Source organism: Streptomyces sp. NPDC021100 (assembly GCF_044333095.1).
GTDB lineage: Bacteria > Actinomycetota > Actinomycetes > Streptomycetales > Streptomycetaceae > Streptomyces.
On record NZ_JBIRQH010000022.1, the window covers coordinates 61,619 to 79,155 of the forward strand.

Annotated in this window: 14 protein-coding genes; 2 read left to right on the plus strand and 12 right to left on the minus strand. The window is 71.7% G+C overall.

Annotated elements, in window-relative coordinates; genetic code table 11:
- Positions 1–61: 61 nt before the first annotated feature.
- A complete protein-coding gene (locus ACH4PU_RS29910) occupies positions 62–1,897 on the plus strand; it encodes an FG-GAP-like repeat-containing protein (RefSeq protein WP_398278800.1) in 1,836 nt (611 codons plus the stop codon).
- Between the two features lie 183 nt (positions 1,898–2,080).
- Here ACH4PU_RS29910 and ACH4PU_RS29915 read toward each other — a convergent pair whose 3' ends face one another.
- The 11 genes from ACH4PU_RS29915 to ACH4PU_RS29965 form a co-directional block, all read right to left on the minus strand.
- On the minus strand, positions 2,081–3,337 hold the full coding sequence (locus ACH4PU_RS29915; protein WP_398278803.1) for an MFS transporter: 1,257 nt from the start codon (positions 3,335–3,337) through the stop codon (positions 2,081–2,083).
- A 239-nt stretch (positions 3,338–3,576) separates the two neighbouring features.
- Entirely contained in the window at positions 3,577–4,338 is a 762-nt protein-coding gene (locus ACH4PU_RS29920; RefSeq protein ID WP_398278806.1) for an SDR family NAD(P)-dependent oxidoreductase, read from the minus strand.
- A complete protein-coding gene (locus ACH4PU_RS29925) occupies positions 4,335–4,592 on the minus strand; it encodes an acyl carrier protein (RefSeq protein WP_398278809.1) in 258 nt (85 codons plus the stop codon). Before ACH4PU_RS29925 ends, ACH4PU_RS29920 begins: the two co-directional genes overlap by 4 nt.
- 30 nt (positions 4,593–4,622) lie before the next feature.
- The gene (locus tag ACH4PU_RS29930; protein ID WP_398278811.1) at positions 4,623–5,870 is read right to left on the minus strand and encodes an aminotransferase class I/II-fold pyridoxal phosphate-dependent enzyme; all 1,248 of its coding nucleotides are present in this window, start codon (positions 5,868–5,870) and stop codon (positions 4,623–4,625) included.
- Positions 5,867–7,855: a condensation domain-containing protein gene (locus tag ACH4PU_RS29935; RefSeq protein WP_398278813.1), complete on the minus strand. Its 1,989-nt coding sequence runs from the start codon at positions 7,853–7,855 to the stop codon at positions 5,867–5,869. Before ACH4PU_RS29935 ends, ACH4PU_RS29930 begins: the two co-directional genes overlap by 4 nt.
- 11 nt (positions 7,856–7,866) lie before the next feature.
- Positions 7,867–9,135 (minus strand): beta-ketoacyl-ACP synthase II, encoded by a 1,269-nt coding sequence (gene fabF, locus ACH4PU_RS29940; RefSeq protein ID WP_398278815.1) that lies wholly within the window; start codon positions 9,133–9,135, stop codon positions 7,867–7,869.
- Positions 9,132–10,820: a thiamine pyrophosphate-binding protein gene (locus tag ACH4PU_RS29945; protein WP_398278818.1), complete on the minus strand. Its 1,689-nt coding sequence runs from the start codon at positions 10,818–10,820 to the stop codon at positions 9,132–9,134. The genes fabF and ACH4PU_RS29945 overlap by 4 nt, the downstream gene beginning before the upstream one ends.
- Before the next feature lie 5 nt (positions 10,821–10,825).
- Positions 10,826–13,465, minus strand: coding sequence for an aldehyde dehydrogenase family protein (locus tag ACH4PU_RS29950; RefSeq protein WP_398278821.1), 2,640 nt, complete (start codon positions 13,463–13,465; stop codon positions 10,826–10,828).
- A 242-nt stretch (positions 13,466–13,707) separates the two neighbouring features.
- Positions 13,708–14,121 carry a hypothetical protein gene (locus tag ACH4PU_RS29955; protein WP_398278824.1) on the minus strand — a complete coding sequence of 138 codons (414 nt, stop codon included), beginning with the start codon at positions 14,119–14,121 and terminating at the stop codon, positions 13,708–13,710.
- A 127-nt stretch (positions 14,122–14,248) separates the two neighbouring features.
- Positions 14,249–14,626, minus strand: coding sequence for a hypothetical protein (locus tag ACH4PU_RS29960; protein WP_398278827.1), 378 nt, complete (start codon positions 14,624–14,626; stop codon positions 14,249–14,251).
- Positions 14,623–15,231, minus strand: a complete 609-nt coding sequence (locus ACH4PU_RS29965; RefSeq protein WP_398278830.1) for a MarR family winged helix-turn-helix transcriptional regulator — start codon at positions 15,229–15,231, stop codon at positions 14,623–14,625. The genes ACH4PU_RS29960 and ACH4PU_RS29965 overlap by 4 nt, the downstream gene beginning before the upstream one ends.
- 292 nt (positions 15,232–15,523) lie before the next feature.
- On the opposite strand from ACH4PU_RS29965, the gene ACH4PU_RS29970 reads away from it, so the two are divergent.
- Entirely contained in the window at positions 15,524–15,886 is a 363-nt protein-coding gene (locus ACH4PU_RS29970) for a hypothetical protein (RefSeq protein ID WP_398278833.1), read from the plus strand.
- A 152-nt stretch (positions 15,887–16,038) separates the two neighbouring features.
- Here ACH4PU_RS29970 and ACH4PU_RS29975 read toward each other — a convergent pair whose 3' ends face one another.
- Positions 16,039–17,037: a tectonin domain-containing protein gene (locus tag ACH4PU_RS29975; protein ID WP_398278836.1), complete on the minus strand. Its 999-nt coding sequence runs from the start codon at positions 17,035–17,037 to the stop codon at positions 16,039–16,041.
- Positions 17,038–17,537: the final 500 nt, after the last annotated feature.

Below are 17,537 nucleotides of genomic sequence, written 5' to 3' on the forward strand. Positions count from 1 at the left end.
GCCACTGCCGCGCCGCCCTCGTCCCGAGCTCATGCCCCAACCGCCTGGAAGAGGCAGACCGATGCCCGTGCCCACGGAAGAAGTGAAGCTTCAGATCGTCAACGCCGCCACGGGGAAGGCCCTCGCCGCCAAGGCCGCGCCGGCCGCGGACGGGGCGCTCGTCGTCCGCGACGTCCCCGACGACGGCCCGAGCCCGGAGGAGTGGCAGTTCATCCCCGTGCAGCCCGCGCGGGACGAGCAGACATATGTGATCCGCAACGCGGTCAGCGGCAAGGTGTTCGACAACCCCGCCGCCGCAGACCGCGGCGTCCGCCAGGCGAACGCCGCCGCCGGCAACAACCAGGCCCAGCAGTGGCGCCTTGTCCCCGTCGAAGGGGAAGCGGGCCTCCACTTCATCGAGAGCGCGACCGATGACGCGGTCCTCGACCTCGACGACCCCGGCCCGGGCGACACCCGGATCGTCCTGCGTGCGTACGACGACAGCGCTCGGAACCAGCGGTGGCGCCTCGTCCCGGCCGAGCCCGAGCGCACCAGCGACCAGGTGCTGCGCTGGTCGTCCCTGAGCCACTGGAACAGTCGCCAGTCCTGGCGGCTGGCTCCCTCCGGCGCGCTGCGGCCGGCACCCGGAGCAGCGCCCTCCTTCAGCGACATGCTGCTGGTCCTTCAGCGGTTCGGAAGCGACCAGGACGCCGGCGGCTGGAAAAGCGGCGGAGCCAACCGCTCTCCCAGCGGGCAGCCCACCTGGTGGGCCGGGCTCGGTGCGCGGTTTCTCACCGACATCACGGGATCCGGACGGGCGGACATCGTCGGGCTCAAGCCCGCGAAGGGCGTGGTGACGTCGTCCAGCCAAGGTGACGGCACATTCGACGACGACGAGCGCGTCCTGCACCCACCCGCGCCCTCCCCGAGTCCCGCGGACCTGTGGACCCTCGCGGACATGACGGGCGACGGCAGGCCCGACATCGTCGTGCTGTCCGCCGATGGCGTCCGGGTGCACCCTCGAGCAGAGGACGGAACGTATCCGCCCCCGGGCGGTGAGCCCGTCGTCAAAGCGTTCGGCCACGGCGACCAGGCCGGCGGCTGGCTGGCCGACCAGCACCCTCGCTTCCTCGTCGACACCACCGGCGATGGCAGGCTCGATGTCGTCGGCTTCCACGACGACGGTGTGTGGGTGTCCCTCCAGGACGAGGACGGCTCGTTCGCACCGCTGACCGACGAGCCGGTTCTCCGGGCGTTCGGCCACGACGAAGAAGCGGGTGGCTGGCTGGCCGACAGGCATCCCCGCTTCCTCGCCGAGACCACCGGTGACGGACGCGCCGACATTGTCGGCTTCCATGACGACGGTGTCTGGGTGTCACTCCAGGACGAGGACGGCACGTTCCCCGAACCCCTCTACGTCCTGGGCGACTTCGGGGTCGATCAGGGGTGGAGTTCGGTCGAGGAGCACCCGCGGTTCCTGCTCAGGACCACCGGTGACGGAGCAGTGGACATCGTCGGGTTCGGCCCGCAGGGCGTGGTCGTCTCACGCGGGCGCGGCGACGGCACGTTCGAGCCCGCCAAGCTCGTCCTGAACGACTTCGGGCCCGCCCAGGGCTGGACGAGCAAGAGGCACCTCCGCTTCCTCGCCGACGTCACCGGCGACGGCAACCCGGACATCGTCGGCTTCGGCGACGAGGGGGTGTGGGTGTCGCACAGCTGCGGCGACGGCCGGTTCGAGCGGGCTCAGCTGGTGTGCCGCGGGTTCGGGTACCACGACGACGCCGGCGCCTGGCGGGTCGACCGCCACCCCCGCTTCCTCGCCGACATCACCGGCGAGGGACGCGCCGACATCGTCGGCTTCGGCGGCCCGGGCGTATACGTGGCACGAAACCTCCACCGCCGCTTCAGGACCCGATAGACCCCGGAGGATCTCCACAGCCGCATCATGGCGACTCGTCACCGGCGTACCGTAACCGGTCACCCCGACCCGACGTGCGGCCTGGCACGCCTTCGCCTGCGAGGCCGCACGACGAGCATCCGCCCCTCGCCGAGGGGCTCCCCGCCGAAGCCCGGCGGGGTCCGCGCGCCGCGATCGACACGGTCAGCGCAGGGAGCGGATCGCCGGGCTCGCGGCGACGAGGCCGGCGCATGCCAGGACGGCGCTGCCACAGATCAGGAACAGCGTCGTCGTGCCGAACGGGAGCAGGGCGCCGGCGACCACGTAGGAGAACGGGTCCAACGCCACCGTTGCCAGCACGACGAGGCTCATGACCCGGCCCAGCAGTCGCTCAGGCACTCGCTCCTGCAGAGTGGCCACGACGACCACGCCGAGAAACGCGGACCCGATGCCGATGAGTGAGACGACCGCCGTGGCGGCGACGACCTGGGTGACGGCGGCGAGTCCGGCCATGCCCGCGCCGATCGCCGCGACTCCGCCGACCACGGTCCAGCCGCGCCGGGCCGGCGGCCGCCACCCGGCCATGAGCGAGCCGGCCAGTGAGCCGACGCCGAAGCCGGAGAGCACGACGCCCAGGGACCCCGCGCCACCGAGGCGTTGATCGGCGAGCACCGCGCCACCCACGAGCACGGGGCCCACGACCGCAAGGTTGATCAGGGCGACAGCCGCCAGCATTCCTCGCACCAGCGGTTCATGCCAGGCGTATCCCAAGCCCGCGCCGAGGGCACGTGCACTGCTGAGCCGCTCGTCGCCGACGGCGTCCGGACCGGCGTCGTCCCCGGCACCTTCGCCACGTCGTACCACGCGGACGAGCGTGCCGAGGGCGACGGCGGCCAATGCGGCCAACGCCGTTATCCCGCCGAGCGTCGCACCGAAGCCGACCGCGGCGATGGCTCCGGCGGCCACTGCCGGGCCGACCAGATCGCCCCCCGACTCCGCGCCCTGCACCAGCGCGTTGACCCGGGAGAGCTTCTCCGTCGGCACGATGGCGGGCAGCAACGCCAGGGCCCCCGGGAAGTACGCGGCGTCGGCGGCGCCGAGCAGCCCGCCGGGCAGCGCGACCGTCGTCACCGATGGCGAGGTGAAGGTGACCAGGGCGCCGAGGGCGAGCAGGACGGCGACCCGGAGCCAGGAGGCGCCCGCCATGACGCGGGCGGGACCGAGGCGGTCGACCAGCACTCCCGCGGGAAGCAGGAGCGCCGCCCGCGGCAGCGCCACGGCCACGAGCACGAGCCCCGTGGCGACGCCGGGTTCCGACAGCTCCAGCACGAAGAGCGTGAGCCATACGATGAACAGCGCATCGACCACGGCCGCCAGCCCCTGGCCCACGACCAGGCGGCGCAGCTGGGGATCGCCGAGCGGTTCGCGCCGAAGGGAACGGGCGGTCGGTTCCGTCGTCACGGCCGGCTCCCCGGGCCGCCGCGTGGACCGGTCCCGTGCGAATGGCCCGCCGGATCCGGCTCCGGGCCTGCGACGTCACCGCCGGCGTGGTCGCGCCCGGCTGCACCGGGGCGGACATGACCCCATCGCTCACTGATCAACAACATGAACGCATCCACTCGCGGATTCCGTTGGGACGTGCTGCTCGGCCGACGGAGCTCGCCGCCGCGGGGTGCTTCCCCGCTGGCGATCGGGCTGCCCTAGGCGATGTGCGTGCCGCCGTCCACCGTCAGGGTGGCGCCGGTGATGTAGGACGCCGCGTCGGAGACGAGGAAGACCAGAGCCGCGGCGAGCTCCTCGGGCTGCCCGATGCGGCCCGAGAGCACCCGCGGCATCATCGCCTCCAGGTAACCCTCGGCATAGCCGTCGGTCATCGCGGAGGTGAAGAGGCCCGGCGCGAGGGCGTTCACGCGGATGCCCTTGCCGGGGGTCCACTGCTGGGCGAGATCGCGGGTGAGCCCGAGGATCCCGGCCTTCGACGCCGAGTAGGCGGCCTGCGGCAGACCGCCGGTGACCAGCGCGAGGATGCTCGACACGTTGACGATGGCGCTGCCGGGCTGCATCACCGCACCCGCGGCCTGGGCCATCCAGTAGGAGCCGTTGAGATTGATGTCGATGACCTCGCGGAACTGTTCCGGTGTCTCCTCCGCCGCGGGTTGTTCACTGCTGATACCGGCGTTGTTGACAAGAATGTCCACCCGGCCGAACGCGTGCACAGCCGCGTCGACCAGCGCCCGGCAGTCCTCCGGCTTGGCGACGTCGGTACGCACGGCGACGGCCCGGCGGCCGAGCTTCTCGACGGCCGTGCGCACGGCCTCCAGCCTCTCGACGCGCCGCGCCCCGAGCACGACGTCGGCGCCGGCCTCGGCCACCGCGGTGGCGAAGGCGATCCCCAGCCCCGAGGAGGCGCCGGTGACGACGGCGACGCGACCGTCGAGCCGGAAGCGGTCCAGGACGCTCACGGTCGCCCGGCCCTGTGGTGGTCGGCGACGTAGCCCACCACGTCGCCGACGGTCCTCAGCTCCGCGGCTTGATCGTCGGGGATCTTCACCTCGAAGCTGTCCTCGAGCTGCACGGTGATCTCCACCATCGAGAGGGAGTCGATGTCGAGGTCGTCGGTGAAGGACTTCTCGGTGGTCACCTGGGCGGAGTCGATGCCGGTGACCTCTTCGACGATCTTGGCGAGGGCGTCGAGGATGTCGGTGGTGTTCACCACGGGTACCTCCTTCTGAGGACGGGGTCGATGTCAGAGCCCGAGGCGCCGTCGGTAGGCGAGGAGGGTGCGCAGGAAGCCGTCCATCTGCTCCTCGGTGTGGCCCGCGTGCGGGAACAGGCGCAGGAGCGCCTCGTTCCGTGCGACGGCCGGGTAGGAGAAGACCGGTACGAGGTAGCCGTCCTCGACGAACCACTCCCTCATCTGCAGGGCGGCGGCGTCGTTCCCGATCGGCACCGAGAGCATGTACGACTCGGTCGGCGTCGTCGGCGTGCCGGCCTCGTGCATCTGCCGGCGAAGGCGGTCGGCGTGCGCCAGGTAGTCGTCGACGATTTCCGGTTTGCCCGCGAGGACGTCGATCGTGCGCTCGGCGGCGTAGGCGGTGGGCGGCTGGATGGCGGCCGTGAACATCGAGGTGCCGGAGAGCAGTTCGAAGGCGTCGATGGCCACCGCCGGTCCGGCGATCGCGCCGCCTTCCAGACCGACGGCTTTCGACAGCGACACCATGACGAAGTCGGCTCGCTCCCGGATCGCGGCCGCTTCCCGCGCGTACGGGCGGTGCTCGGGCCCGTAGACCATGAAGCCGTTCGCATCGTCGATCATGCTGATGGCGCCGTGCCGGTCGCACTCGTCGAGAATCTCCACGATCGGCCCCATGGTGCCGTCGGCCGAATAGATGCTCTCGGCGATCACCACGGTCTTGCGGGCCCGGGTCCGGTTCAGGATGCGTGTCAGGTCGGAGACGTCGTTGTGCCGGAACGCGTGGACGTTGCGGCCGTAGTCGAGTCCCTCGACGCCTTTCCAGATGCTCCAGTGGACGTCGCGGTCGACGACGAAGACGGTGTCGCGATTGCGGACTTCGATCCCGGCGTCGAAGTGCGCGGAGCTGCTCATGGCGTGGACGAACCCGATGTTGGCCAGGAGCCCCGTGGCGAAGCTGATGGCCTGCTCCTTGCCGGTGTGGCGGGCGATCGTCTCCTCCAGCGCCTGGTGCGGGCGGCAGATCCCCTGGGTCATCCTGGATCCGCTGGTGCTCAGGCCGTGGGCGAGCGCGCCCTCGGCGAAATGACGCCGTACCGGGACGTGGCGCTCCAGATCGAGGAAGCTGATGCTGGCGAAGTTCACCAGTTCGCGGCCGTTGCGGACGATGGTCGGCCCGACGGGACCGTCCACCACCGGCGGGCGGTATGCCGTGTCGTGCGTGTTCGCCTCGACGAAGGCGGCGAAGCCCCACGGGGCCAGGCGGTCCACGGACGGTGCGGTGCTGCGGGACGCGGTCACGGCGAGGCTTCTCCTCCATGTTGGGCGCGGGGCGGTAAGGGCTCCAGGGCTGCGGCGAGGTGGCCGAGCGAGGCGGTTCCGGCCAGTTCGTCCGACGCGATCCCGGTGAAGCCGGACTGGTGGAGCAGCGCCAGCAGACGGGGAATGGCGACCAGGGTGACTCCGTGGTCGGCGAGGCAACGGTTCATGTCCACGGCATCAGGGCTGTACAGGGCGCCGACCGGCGGACCATCGGGTGCGACAGCGGCCACGGCCGCGGCCAGAGCCCGTTCGGCGCCCGTCGCGGGCGGGCGCGACGGCACCCGCGGGGTTCCCGTGCCGCAGGTGGCGGTGCGGGACCGGTCGGACGGCCGGCCGGATCCGAGGCCGGCCGGGGACAGGACGTAGCGGCCCGGGGCCACGAGACCGGGCACTTCGCCGAGGTGGTCCAGGACGTGGCGGTGCAAGTCGCCCGGGGTGACACCAGAGGCGGTGCGGGCGTGCGCGACCAGATGTGGTTCGTCGCCCTCTCCCGCGGCGTCCCCTTCTCCCGCGGCGTCCCCGCTGGGCGCCACCGTCACGTCGAGCACTCCGGGATGGCGGCGTAACACGTCTTCGACCTTGGTCAAGCACGTCCACCCCTGCGGGGCGCGCCACCATCCGGAGGCCGCCGGTGTGAGCGGGCGTGCCGGAACCGGGCACTCGGCACCGTCGGCGACCGCGCGCAGGAAACCGCACAGACGGGCGGGCAACGCCACGGCCTGCTCGGCGTCGAGCAGGTGATCCCCGACGGTGACGTCGAGGGTCACGACCCGCGCGTCGAGGGCGAGGTCGACGTAGAGCGTGTCGCAGGGCTCGTCGGGCGCGCTGCTGATCCAGGTGGCGGGCCCGTCCGGCGGAGTGTTCCGCGCGGGGACCAGGTAGTCGCGCGGCCACGAGTAGCAGTTGTATTCGATGGTGGGTACGGTCACGACGCCGCGGCCACGGTCCATGCGTGCCTGGGCGGCCACCAGTTCCGCCGGGCGCCACTGACCGTGCCGGTAGGCGGAGGCGCAGGCGGCGGTGACCGAGTCGACCACCTCGCCGAACCCCGCGCCCGGGCGGAGTGCGATCTGTACCGGGACCGTCAGGGCCCGGACGCCGATGCTGTTCCGCAGAGCGGCCCGGGCTCGGTTGGAGACCACCACGGACGCGAGGAACCGGTGTTCGCCGGTGCGGGTGGCGACGTCGTGGGCCAGTGCTGCGAGCACAACGGCTTCCGGGCTGGCCCGATATCGCCGGGCGACGCGGTCGAGGTCCTCGTACGCACCCGCCGAGCAGTACTGGAGGCGGTGGCGCCCGGCGCCGTCGCCGGTCCCGCCGAACGGGGCCAGCAGGCCCGTCGGGTTGCTCGCCAGGCGCGTGAGCCACTCGCGCTCCGCTGCGCGGGCGCGGTCCGGGGGCTGGGCGGCGAGCGTGTCGAGCGGGTGCGGGGTTGGCTCCACCGGCGGGTCGTCGCCGCGCAGTCGGCCGTGCAGTTGGTCGATCAGTACCGCCAGCCCCCATCCGTCGATCACCACGTGATGTGCGGCCACCACCACCGCACACGGTTTTCCCGCCTTGAGCAGCACCCTGGCCTGCCAGGGCGGATTCCGCTCGGGATCGATCGGGCGGGCGGCCAGCGCCGCTGTGGCGGCTTCCAGGGTGTCGGCGTCGACGCCGGGAACGTCGACGTGGTCGACCGGCAACGGGGCCCAGTCCGCGCGGTGGACGTGCTGTACCGGGCGGAGCGGGTCGACAGAGGTGCGCAGCGCCTCGTGGCGGGCGGTGAGGGACGTGAGCGCCGCGTGGACATCGGCGAGGGTTGCCGAGGGCGGGACGTGGCAGTGGTCGGCGAGCGGCGTCGGGTTCACCCGCCGTGCCGAGGGAATGGTGCGCTCGAACCAGTGCCACTGCTGGACCCAGGTCAGCGGCCCACTGCGGGTGACGGTGGCGGGGCTCGGGGCCGCTTCCGGAAGACGGTTCACGTGACGGAACCTCATACCGCTCGGACCACGAGAGCGGCATTGTGGCCGCCGAAGCCGAACGAGTTGCTGAGAGCGATCCGCATACGCTCGTGGTGCTGTGTCCGGTGCGGCACGAAGTTGATGTCAGGGTCGATCGGCTCGTCGCAGTTGATCGTCGGCGGGACGTCACCCGTGCGGAGGGTCTGGATCGACACCACGAGCTCGACCGCTCCGGCGGCACCGATCATGTGCCCGGTCATGGACTTGGTGGAGCTGACCGGGATGTGGGTGACACGATCGCCCAGCACCTTGCGCAGGACGGCCGTTTCGGTGGCGTCGTTCAGCAGCGTTCCGGTGCCGTGCGCGTTGACGTAGTCCACGTCCGCCCCCGTGATCCCCGCGTCGCGCAGCGCTGCCTCGACGGCAAGGCACGCGCCCCGCCCCTCCGGATGCGGGGCGGTCCAGTGATGGGCGTCGGAACTCGCTCCGTAACCCGTGAGTTCGGCCATGACCGTCGCCCCTCGCCTGTCGGCCGCCTCGGCGGCCTCCAACACCACCACGGCGGCTCCCTCGCTCATCACGAACCCGTCGCGGCGCGCGTCGAACGGCCGGCATGCCGCGGTCGGGGCGTCGTTGCGCCGGGACAGCGCGCGGGCGTTGCCGCTGCCCGCGAGGTCGACGGCGGTGACGCAGGCGTCGGCGCCGCCGGCGAGGACGATGTCGGCCTCCCCATGGCTGATCATGCGCATTCCCGCGCCCACCGCGTCGGCGCCGCTGGCGCACGCCGTGCTCTGGGCACGGCTGGGCCCCTGCGTGCCGAGACGCATGCTGATCTCGCCGACAGCGCTGTCCATGGCGGTCGTGACCTGGGTGAACGGGCTGATGGCCCGCGGCCCTTTGTCGCGCAGCGTGTTCGCGGCGCGGTAGATCGACCCCACCGGGCCGTAGCCACTGCCGATGATCACGGCGACCCGTGGCGCCAGGCGGTCGTCGACGACGAGTCCGGCATGCTCGCAGGCCTCCAGCGCCGCGGCGAGGGCGTACTGCGCGTACGGGTCGGCGCGACGGCTGACCGTCGGGGGCATGTAGCGGCCGGGGGTGAACCCGCGGACCTGGCCGCCGATCCGGACCCCGAGACCGGTCACGTCGATCGCGTCCACGGTGTCGATGCCGCTGCGCCCGGCCAGCATCGCCGCCCATGTCTCGTCGACGCTGTGACCCAGCGGCGTCACCGCCCCGTACCCGGTGACCATCACCCGGCGACGGCCCCGGCCACGCCCGGCGCCGGCTCGCTCCGTCACTGGGGAACCACCCCGGCGTCGCGGAGGGCCGGAAGGACGTCATCGGGGGCGACCGGCACCATGAGCACAGCCGTGCCTCCCCGTGAGCAGAACCGCCGCGCGGCGAGAATCTCATCGGTCAGCGCGGCTTTGTCGCGCAGCACGTGACAGTGGATGTCCGGCCCGTCCACCACGGGCGGTGGCGCGCCCGGGCGGGTGAAGGGGTGGCGTTCGGCGTCGAGGCCGAGGCGGGCGCGTTGGGCGTCCAGCCAGCCGTAGCCGCCGTTGCACAGCACCACGTACAGCACGCCGCCGTGAGCCGGAGCGGTGACGGCGATGTCCGCGCGGGCCGCGAGGAACGCCCCGTCCCCGACGAACGCGGTGACCTCGTGGTCCGGGGCGGCCCGCTTGACCCCGATGGCCGCGGCCGCCCCGAAGCCCAACGGGGTCTGCTCCGACGGCACGATGGACCCGCCCCCGACGCGGAAGGGGAAGCCGTAGGACCACATGTCCTGCAGCCCGTTCTCCTGGACGAGCACGCGGGGCTCGCCGGCGGTGGCATCGAGCGCGGCGAGCAGCTCGGCGATGCGGATCCCCGGCAGCGCCGCCGCGCGGGCCAGTTCCGCTTCCACTTCGAGCGACATGGCCTCGCGGGCGGCGGCGATCTCGTGCGTCCACGCCTCGGTCGCGTCCGCGTGCTCGGCCTTGCCGTCCTCGTCCAGCGCCCGCGCCCAGCCGAGCACGGCGTGCCGGGCGTCCCCGAGCACGCGCGGGCCCGGGAACTCGGCCGACAGCCCGCCCGGATCGATGTTGACCTGCACCACCGGGACCGGGGGCCACGGCGTTCCGCCTTCGACGACGGTCTCCTCGAGTCGCCCGGCGAGCGACACCACCAGGTCACAGGACGACCACACCTCACGGGCGGGGGCCGCGGCGTAGAGGCCGGCCACGCCGCAGAACAAGGGGTGGCGCTCGTCGACGGCACCGCGGCCGGACGCGGTGGTGAAGAGCGCCGCGCCCAGACGTTCGGCGAAGCGCTCGACCACCCCGTCGTCGTTGCGGTGCCGCATTCCGCCGCCCACCAGCACCACCGGACGCCGGCTCGCGCGGATCACCGCCAGTGCCGGTCCCGGCGTGACGGGTGCGGACTCGGGGACCAGTGGTTCGGGCCGTGTCGGCCGCACTCCGGTGACGAGGATCTCCGCGGTACGGACGTCGTCGGGTATCTCCAGGTACACGGGTCCGGACGGCGGCCCCGCGGCTCGGGTCAGCGCCGTGACCGTCGCGGGGACGACCCGGTCGGGATGACCCACCCGGTGCGCCCACCGCACGAGTGGCGCCGTCGCGGCGACCTGGTCGAGTTCCTGGAACGCACCGCTGCCCCGGCGCCGTTCGGCCACGCCGGCGGCGAGCACGAGGACCGGGGCACCGGACTCCCGCGCCTCGAGCAGACCCGTGGCCGCGTGCGTGACAGCCGGCCCTTTGCCCAGTGCGCACACCGCGAGCCGGCCCGACTGCAGCGCGTAACCCGTCGCCATGTATACCGCGTTGCGCTGGTCACGGCACGGCACGAGGTCCAGTCCGGCGGCGTCGAGGGCGCGGAGCAACTCCAGATCGTCACCGGGCAGCCCGAAGCAGGTGTCCACCTCGTGCGCCACCAGCAGGTCGACGATCGCGGACCAGGCGTCGGCGTAGCGTTTGCTCACCCGGGTCACTTCCCACCCACCGCGGCCGGGGCGGCCGTTGGGAGATTCCGCGCCACGGCCTGCGACATGAGCAGGGGTTCGGCGTGCCGCTCGCCGCCGTAGGAAAGATAGTTCGCCCTCATCCCGAATCCGCCGAACGGGCGGTTGCCGTCCTCGGCGTCGAGCAGCGTGTGGTCGACACAGGTCTGGTGACGCTCGGACAGGACTTTCACGGTCTCCGGATCGTTTCCGTAGACCATCGCTCCCAGCGCGCGTTCGCTGAAGTAGGGGCTGGACAACCGTTCACGCAACCGCCTCGCACTGGGGTAGGCCACGACGTTGAACACCGGGGCGAACATCTCGGCGAGGGGGATCTTGTCGTCGAAGCCCCACAGCAGCACGGTCGGTTCGATCCTGCGGGACCGCAGATCGATGCACCCGCCGTGCCGGATGCGGCTCACATGACGCACCAGGTAGTCCGAGCAGTTCACCAGCGCCGAGTCATAGTGGATCGGACCATAGTGGACGGCAGGGTCGCTGTTCTGCCCGAAACGCAGCGAAGCCAGTTCAGCCGACAGCAGGTCGATGAATTCCTCGGTGCGGCCCTGCGGCGCGAACACGACGTCGGGGCCGAAACAGTCCTGGCCCGAATTGTAGAGCCGTATCCTCGTGACGTCGTGTACGGCGTGCGCGAGGTCGGCGTCGGGCGCGATCACAAAGGGGTTGATTCCACGGCCGAAGAAGAGGAAGAGCTGGTCTTCCTCCAGCCTTTCACGGACGGTCTCGGCGTTGGAGTGACTTCCGGTGAAGACGGTGAGGTCCGCCTCGCGGACCGGCCCGGTCACGAACTTGCGCTGGCTGAGTTCGAAGATCTCGATGGGCAAGCCGTGAACCGGCGCCAGCAGGGCATGTAATCGCTGGATCTGACTTTTTATGTCGGAGGACGGCCGGAAGACGATGCGGTCGCTGTAAAGGGACGCCACAAGCAGGTAAAGCGCGTAGGAATAGAGCGGGATGTTGGAGGGCATGAAGACCGCGGCCTGGGGCACGCGGCCGGGCCGGACCCGGCGGATCTCCTCCTCCGCTCCGTCGAGGGTGCCGAGGAAGGAACGGATCTCCGCACCGGCGGTGCGGTGGGGCGAGATCTCCGTGAGGATCCTCATCACCGCGTCTTCGTTGTCGGCCACATACCGGCGCACTGCGCGCAGCGCATCGACGCGAGCGGCGAAGGGGATGCGGTAGTCGGGCGCGCCGACGGCCGGGCCGGCCGCGGTGACGTCGGTGGTCGTGTGGTGCGACACGGGCAGCGAGGTCATGGCGATCTTCTCCAGAACGGCCAGGTCGGTCTTCCCCGTGCTCGTCAGAGGCAACGCGGGAAGCACGATGATGTGGTCGGGCTGCTCGTAGCGGGCGAGCACGGACCGCAGCACCCGTTTCCAGTGCGCAGGCCCGTGACCGTCCGGGTCCGCGATCACGAACACCAGACGGCAGCCCAGACGTTCGTCCGGAACGGCGACGACCTCCGTCCGCGCGCCGGCCGATTCGGCCCGCTCGGCGAGGTGATCGGGATAGAGTGTGTGGCCGCCACGGTGCACGGCGCGCTTGCGCCCGACCGGGAACACGCGGCCCGCGTCGTCGAGCAGGCCGATGTCGCCGGTGCGGTGGACGGGGCCGGGAACCGGGACGATCTCGCCGTCGTCGCCCAGGTGACCGGTCATCAGGCCGTCGCTGCGCACGACGAGCTCGCCGAGCCGGCCGCTCGGAAGCGGCCTGCCGTGGTCGTCGTGGACTTCGACGACCACGCCGGGCAGCGGCGTGCCGCACCCGACCGGATCGGCAGGGGGCGCCAGCGCGATGTTTCCCACCTCGGTGGCCCCATAGCCGTCGAGCAGGTGCCGGCCCATGCGGGCGTGGAACCGCGCCGCCAGGCCGCGCCCCAGCGGCGCGCCGCCCACGCACCAGGCTCGTACCGTCTCCAGCGCGTTCGCGAGAGCGGGACGACGGTCGAGCAGATTGAGCAGGCTGTAATAGGTCGACGGGACCGCGTCCACGATGGAGAGGCCGTGATCCACGCCGACCGCGAGCGCACGGTCCAGGCGCGTCGTCGGTCCGTGGACCACCAGCGTGCCTCCGCCCAGCCACCAGCAGAGGACCAGCGACAGACCGTACTGGTGGGAGTACGGCAGGACGGGCAGGAAGACGTCGTCAGGCCGGTATCCCATGCGTTCCGCGCTGAGCGCGAGGTTGTCCAGGATCGAACGACCGGAGCGGACAATGCCCTTGGGGCTGCCCGTCGTACCCGACGACCACGAGATCGCGGCGTCCCGGCGCCGCGCCCAGGCCGCGACATCGGGCACGGCCGCCGTGTTCGATACGGGCCGCGGCGCCGCGATGCCGCCCGTCCCGTCGCCCATTTCGAGCACCACGCGCGCCCGAGCGCTGATCTGCGATCGCTGTGCCGGGGTGGCTCGGTGATCGGCCAGGACCACCGAGGCGTCAAGGTGAATGAGCGCGAGCAGATCGACGACCCATTCCTGGGAATTGGCCCCGCTCAGCATCACCCGCGAACCGGGTCCGATACCGCGGCGCGCGAGGAGTTCGGTGGCACCTAATACGCGGGCCACGATTTCGTCCGCATCCCAGATGCGCCCCTCGGGCGAGATCAAGCGCCTTCTTAAAACAGGCAAACCGTGCTCCCTAACGCCGGGATGTGTCCGACTTCCTGGGCGTGCACGTTCGGTAAAGCCGCATTCTGTCCAACAAGATGCATCTTAAACGACTATGCCATGCCGGTAGACCGGTGTCGAGTACGGCAATCACGCGCTGCGGCACGTGCGGGACCGTTGAGCATGTAGTGACGGAAGAGGTGTGCGGCAAGAATCTTCCGCACCGCCGGAACCGTCTGTCGTCACGCGTGACCCGGCCCCGTGAGCCAGGCGCTGATCGCTCCGGCGGTGGTACGTGCCTCCTCCTCGATGACGCTCCGGTGGTCGCCGAGGACATCGGCGGTCGTGCACGGAGCGGGCCAGGAGGTCTGCCGCCGGCCCCTGCCCGGTGACGGGGACCGGGTGGCGCGGATCAACAGGGTGGGAATCGGCATGGGTTCCGGGGTCCAGCCTCGGGCCGGGCGGCTGTAGGCGCCCAGGGCCGCCAGGGAGGTGTCGTCCACCACGGCGTCGAACCGCTCGCCCGGTTCGAGGGCCGGGCGGGCGGGCATGGCCGGCAGCCACGGCCGGTCCTCGTCGTCCGGGGTGACGTGGTAGGTGTCGACGAGGACGAGACCGGCCGGGAGTGAAGGCGGGGAGGCACCCGTGGACTGCACGAGGAGATAGACCGCGAGCGCGGCGCGCCCTCGCTGTGGGACGTGCGCCGGTCGAGCACGGCTTCGCCCGTTCTCGCGGTCGATCGCTGATGGCCGGCGCCGTCGGGATGCCAGGAGGTGTTTGGCGTCAGGACGGGGCGGCTGCCTGCATGACGGCGTGCCAGGGGGTGGCGTCGAAGATCAGGCGGATGGTTTCAATGTGGCCGTTGACGAGGTGGAAGTGTTCGGCGGTGCGCTGGGTTCCGATGGCCGGGACCGCGGTGTGGACGTCGTAGACCAGGGTGGCTTCCGCCTCGCCGTACAGTTCGCTGATCAGGTCGACGCCGGTCACGATGCCCAGGAACGTGTCCAGGCCGCTGAGGTGGTCGTGCGGGCTGTCCGAGGTCAGCAGGGGGCTTTGGAAGCGGAAGGGCCGGCCGAGCGTTCGGGCCGCGGCGGGGACGTCGCCGCGGAACCGTGCTTGGTGGTAGGCCCGGACGGTGGCGCGCGTCGTGGCTGTGGTCATGCGGGCGTAGTCTCCTGGGTGGCGGTGAGGTGGGCGGAAATGCGCTGCTGGTTCTGAACGAGCCGTAGGCACAGGTGTCGGAGCCGGCGGAGTTCGGTGTCGGTGAATCCGTGGAACAGCGCCGCCATCGCCCGCTGCGTCGGCGCTCGGAACGCGTCCAGCCACGCCAGGCCGGCGGGGGTGATGCGGACGACGACGGATCGCCGATCGCCCGGGTCGGGGTCGCGCCGCACGAGCCCTTCGCGTTCGAGCGTGTCGACCAGGCCGGTGGCGTTGCGGGGAGTCATGCCGGCGGAGCGGGCGAGGTCGCCCGGATTGGCCCCGGTCTCGCCGAGGGTGCACAGCCTGACGAGGACGTCGACCGCTCCTGTGCTGAGGCCGCGGCCTTCGGAACCGTGCGTGCTGAGCCGCTCGACGGATTTGTGCGCGGCACGTGCGGCGGCCGCCGCCTCCAAGCGGAGCGTGTCGCCCCCTGCCGCGAACTCGGCCATGGCCCTGCGGACTTGGGGGTCATAGAGCAGCTCGTCCGTGTCGCGGGCGAGCTCTTCACAGTTAGTTACGTGCTTCATAATGAAGTAGTACTGGATCTTGCCGGGTCCAGTCAAGGGAGGAAGTATCCGGATGCGGTACCCACTCGCAGGCTGTGGGCGCTCGGTGAGGTATCAGCGCGAACGGGCTGGACGACGTCGGTGCCGTACTCGACCACAACGTCGTCGAGGTCGTCGTCGACACGGAGCAGAACGCCCTGTTGTTCCCCCGGCAGGCGATCCCCTACCGCTCCGCTTCGTCGTCCCGTCATGATGACGCGGACGGCCTCCCGGCCGCGGACGCCGACGACGCCCTCTGGTTACCTGTCGGACGACATGGCTTGCTCGTGCACGAGAGGACGGCGACCTGATGAGTGACCCCGGCGCACTCACCGACGAGGAACTGACCGCGATCGAGGAACGCGTCGCGGCCGCGACCCCCGGGCCCTGGCACGTACGGCAGCTCGACGACGATGCCGCCATGTGTCTCGTCGCCGTCAGCACGGCCCCCGACACCGGGCGCGGGGAACGCCGGCCCGGCTTCGATCACGGCACGATCGTGGCGGCCGCGCTGGTCCAGCGGCCGCGGTACGTGGACGTGGCGGACGAACGGTGGGACGAGAACGCCGACTTCATCTCCCACGCCCGCCGGGACGTCCCCCGGCTCGTCGAGGAGGTCCGCCGCCTCCGTCGCCTGCTCGCGGCCGGAGACCTCGCGTCCGGCGGTGCGTGAGCGCGGGGGTGCGGCACGGGCGACACCCCGCCCCGCGGGCGAACGGCCGAGAGGTGCTCGCCCACCACGGCGCCGGGGCCGCGCCGCCACCGGGCGGACACGTGCCGCCGAGGACCTCGCCCCGGCGGCACGCTGCGCGGAAGTGACGGTCGTCAGGGCCTCAGCAGGCCGTCGAACTGCTCCCAGCCCGACCACGGGCCGCCGATGGCCGTCTGCCAGCGGTGGTACGGGGTGCCGCCGCGGTTGACGCCGAAGAGTTCGACGCGGCCGTCGGCGTTGGTCTCGGCGGCGACCTGGGTCAGCAGGCCGTCCATCTGCTGCCAGCCCGACCACGGGCCGCCGATCGCGGTCTGCGCCCGGTGGAAGATCTGGTCGGCACCGTTGGTGCCGAAGATCTCCAGCCGGCCGTTGGCGTTGCGGGCGGCGGCGATGGAGGTGAGGGTGCCGTCCAGCTGCTCCCAGGGGGACCACAGTCCGCCCAGCACCGTCTGCCACTTGTGGAAGACCGCGCCGTTACTGTTGACGCCGAACAGCTCGATGCGGCCGTCGGCGTTGGTCTCGGCGGCGACCTGCGTCACCAGGCCGTCCAGTTGTTCCCAGGCCGACCAGGGGCCGCCGATGGCGGTCTGCCAGCGGTGGAAGACGTTGCCGGCGGCGTTGCTGCCGAAGATCTCCAGCCGGCCGTCCGCGTTGCGGGCGGCGGCGATCGACGTGAGGTTGCCGTCGAACTGCTCCCAGTTCGACCACGGTGTGCCGGTGGCCGGGGTCTGCCAACGGTGGTAGATGTTGCCGGCGCCGTTGACGCCGAACAACTCCATGCGGCCGTCGGCGTTGGTCTCGGCGGCCACGGCGCGCAGTCCGCCGTCGAACTGGTACCACGGCGTCCACGCGGTCCCGGGGCGGCCCTGGTAGCGGTGGAAGACCGCGTCCCCGCTGTTGGTGCCGAAGAGCTCCAGGCGCCCGTCGTAGTTGCGGGCGGCGGCGATGGAGGAGCCGAAGACGGTGGCGCGGACCTGCCGGTCCGCGGCCGCGGGGCCCGGCGCGGCGCCCACGGCGGCCAGGGCCGCGACGGCCGCCACCACGGCGCCGAGCAGCCGGCCGAGGCGCCCGCGCCGTCTTCGCGGCCGCTCCGGCCTTCTCAGTGGTCTCATCGCTCGACCGTCCTTTCCTGTCGGGGAACGGAGTCAATCAACAAGGTTGTGCGGTAAAGGAGTTGGAGGGTATGGCCGTCCCGGTGCGAAACGCTGCGCACGCTACAGCCGGCCCCGCGCCACGCCCAGCACCCCGCCCCCCGCCGGAGCTCTTTCCGGCCGGATACGGGACGACGGGGCCGCCGCGGCGAGCGACCCACGGAATCGCCCGGGAACGCCTCCGCGACGAGACCGGCGGCCGTACGCCGGAAGCACGGCGATCCCGTCGCTCCTCGACGACCCGACGGGGTGCCGGCGGGAACGCCGCCCGTGGCCGGCCGCCGTTCACCCGGGGGGAGCGCTCTTCTTCTCGTCGCAGATGTCCGTCGACCACGTGCCGGCCTCGTCCCGGGTCGTGAACCCGGACTCCTCCATCTGCCGCCCCGACGCCGCCCGATACCTGATCCGTACAGGTGGGGGCCTTGTACAGGTGCGGGCACACGGGCTCTGACTTCGGCCGG

Coding starts and splice junctions, on each gene's coding strand:
- ACH4PU_RS29910 (WP_398278800.1), top strand. CDS start 62: ATGCCCGTGCCCACGGAAGAAGTGAAGCTTCAGATCGTCAACGCCGCC.
- ACH4PU_RS29960 (WP_398278827.1), bottom strand. CDS start 14,626: ATGACCACAGCCACGACGCGCGCCACCGTCCGGGCCTACCACCAAGCA.
- ACH4PU_RS29970 (WP_398278833.1), top strand. CDS start 15,524: ATGAGTGACCCCGGCGCACTCACCGACGAGGAACTGACCGCGATCGAG.
- ACH4PU_RS29975 (WP_398278836.1), bottom strand. CDS start 17,037: ATGAGACCACTGAGAAGGCCGGAGCGGCCGCGAAGACGGCGCGGGCGC.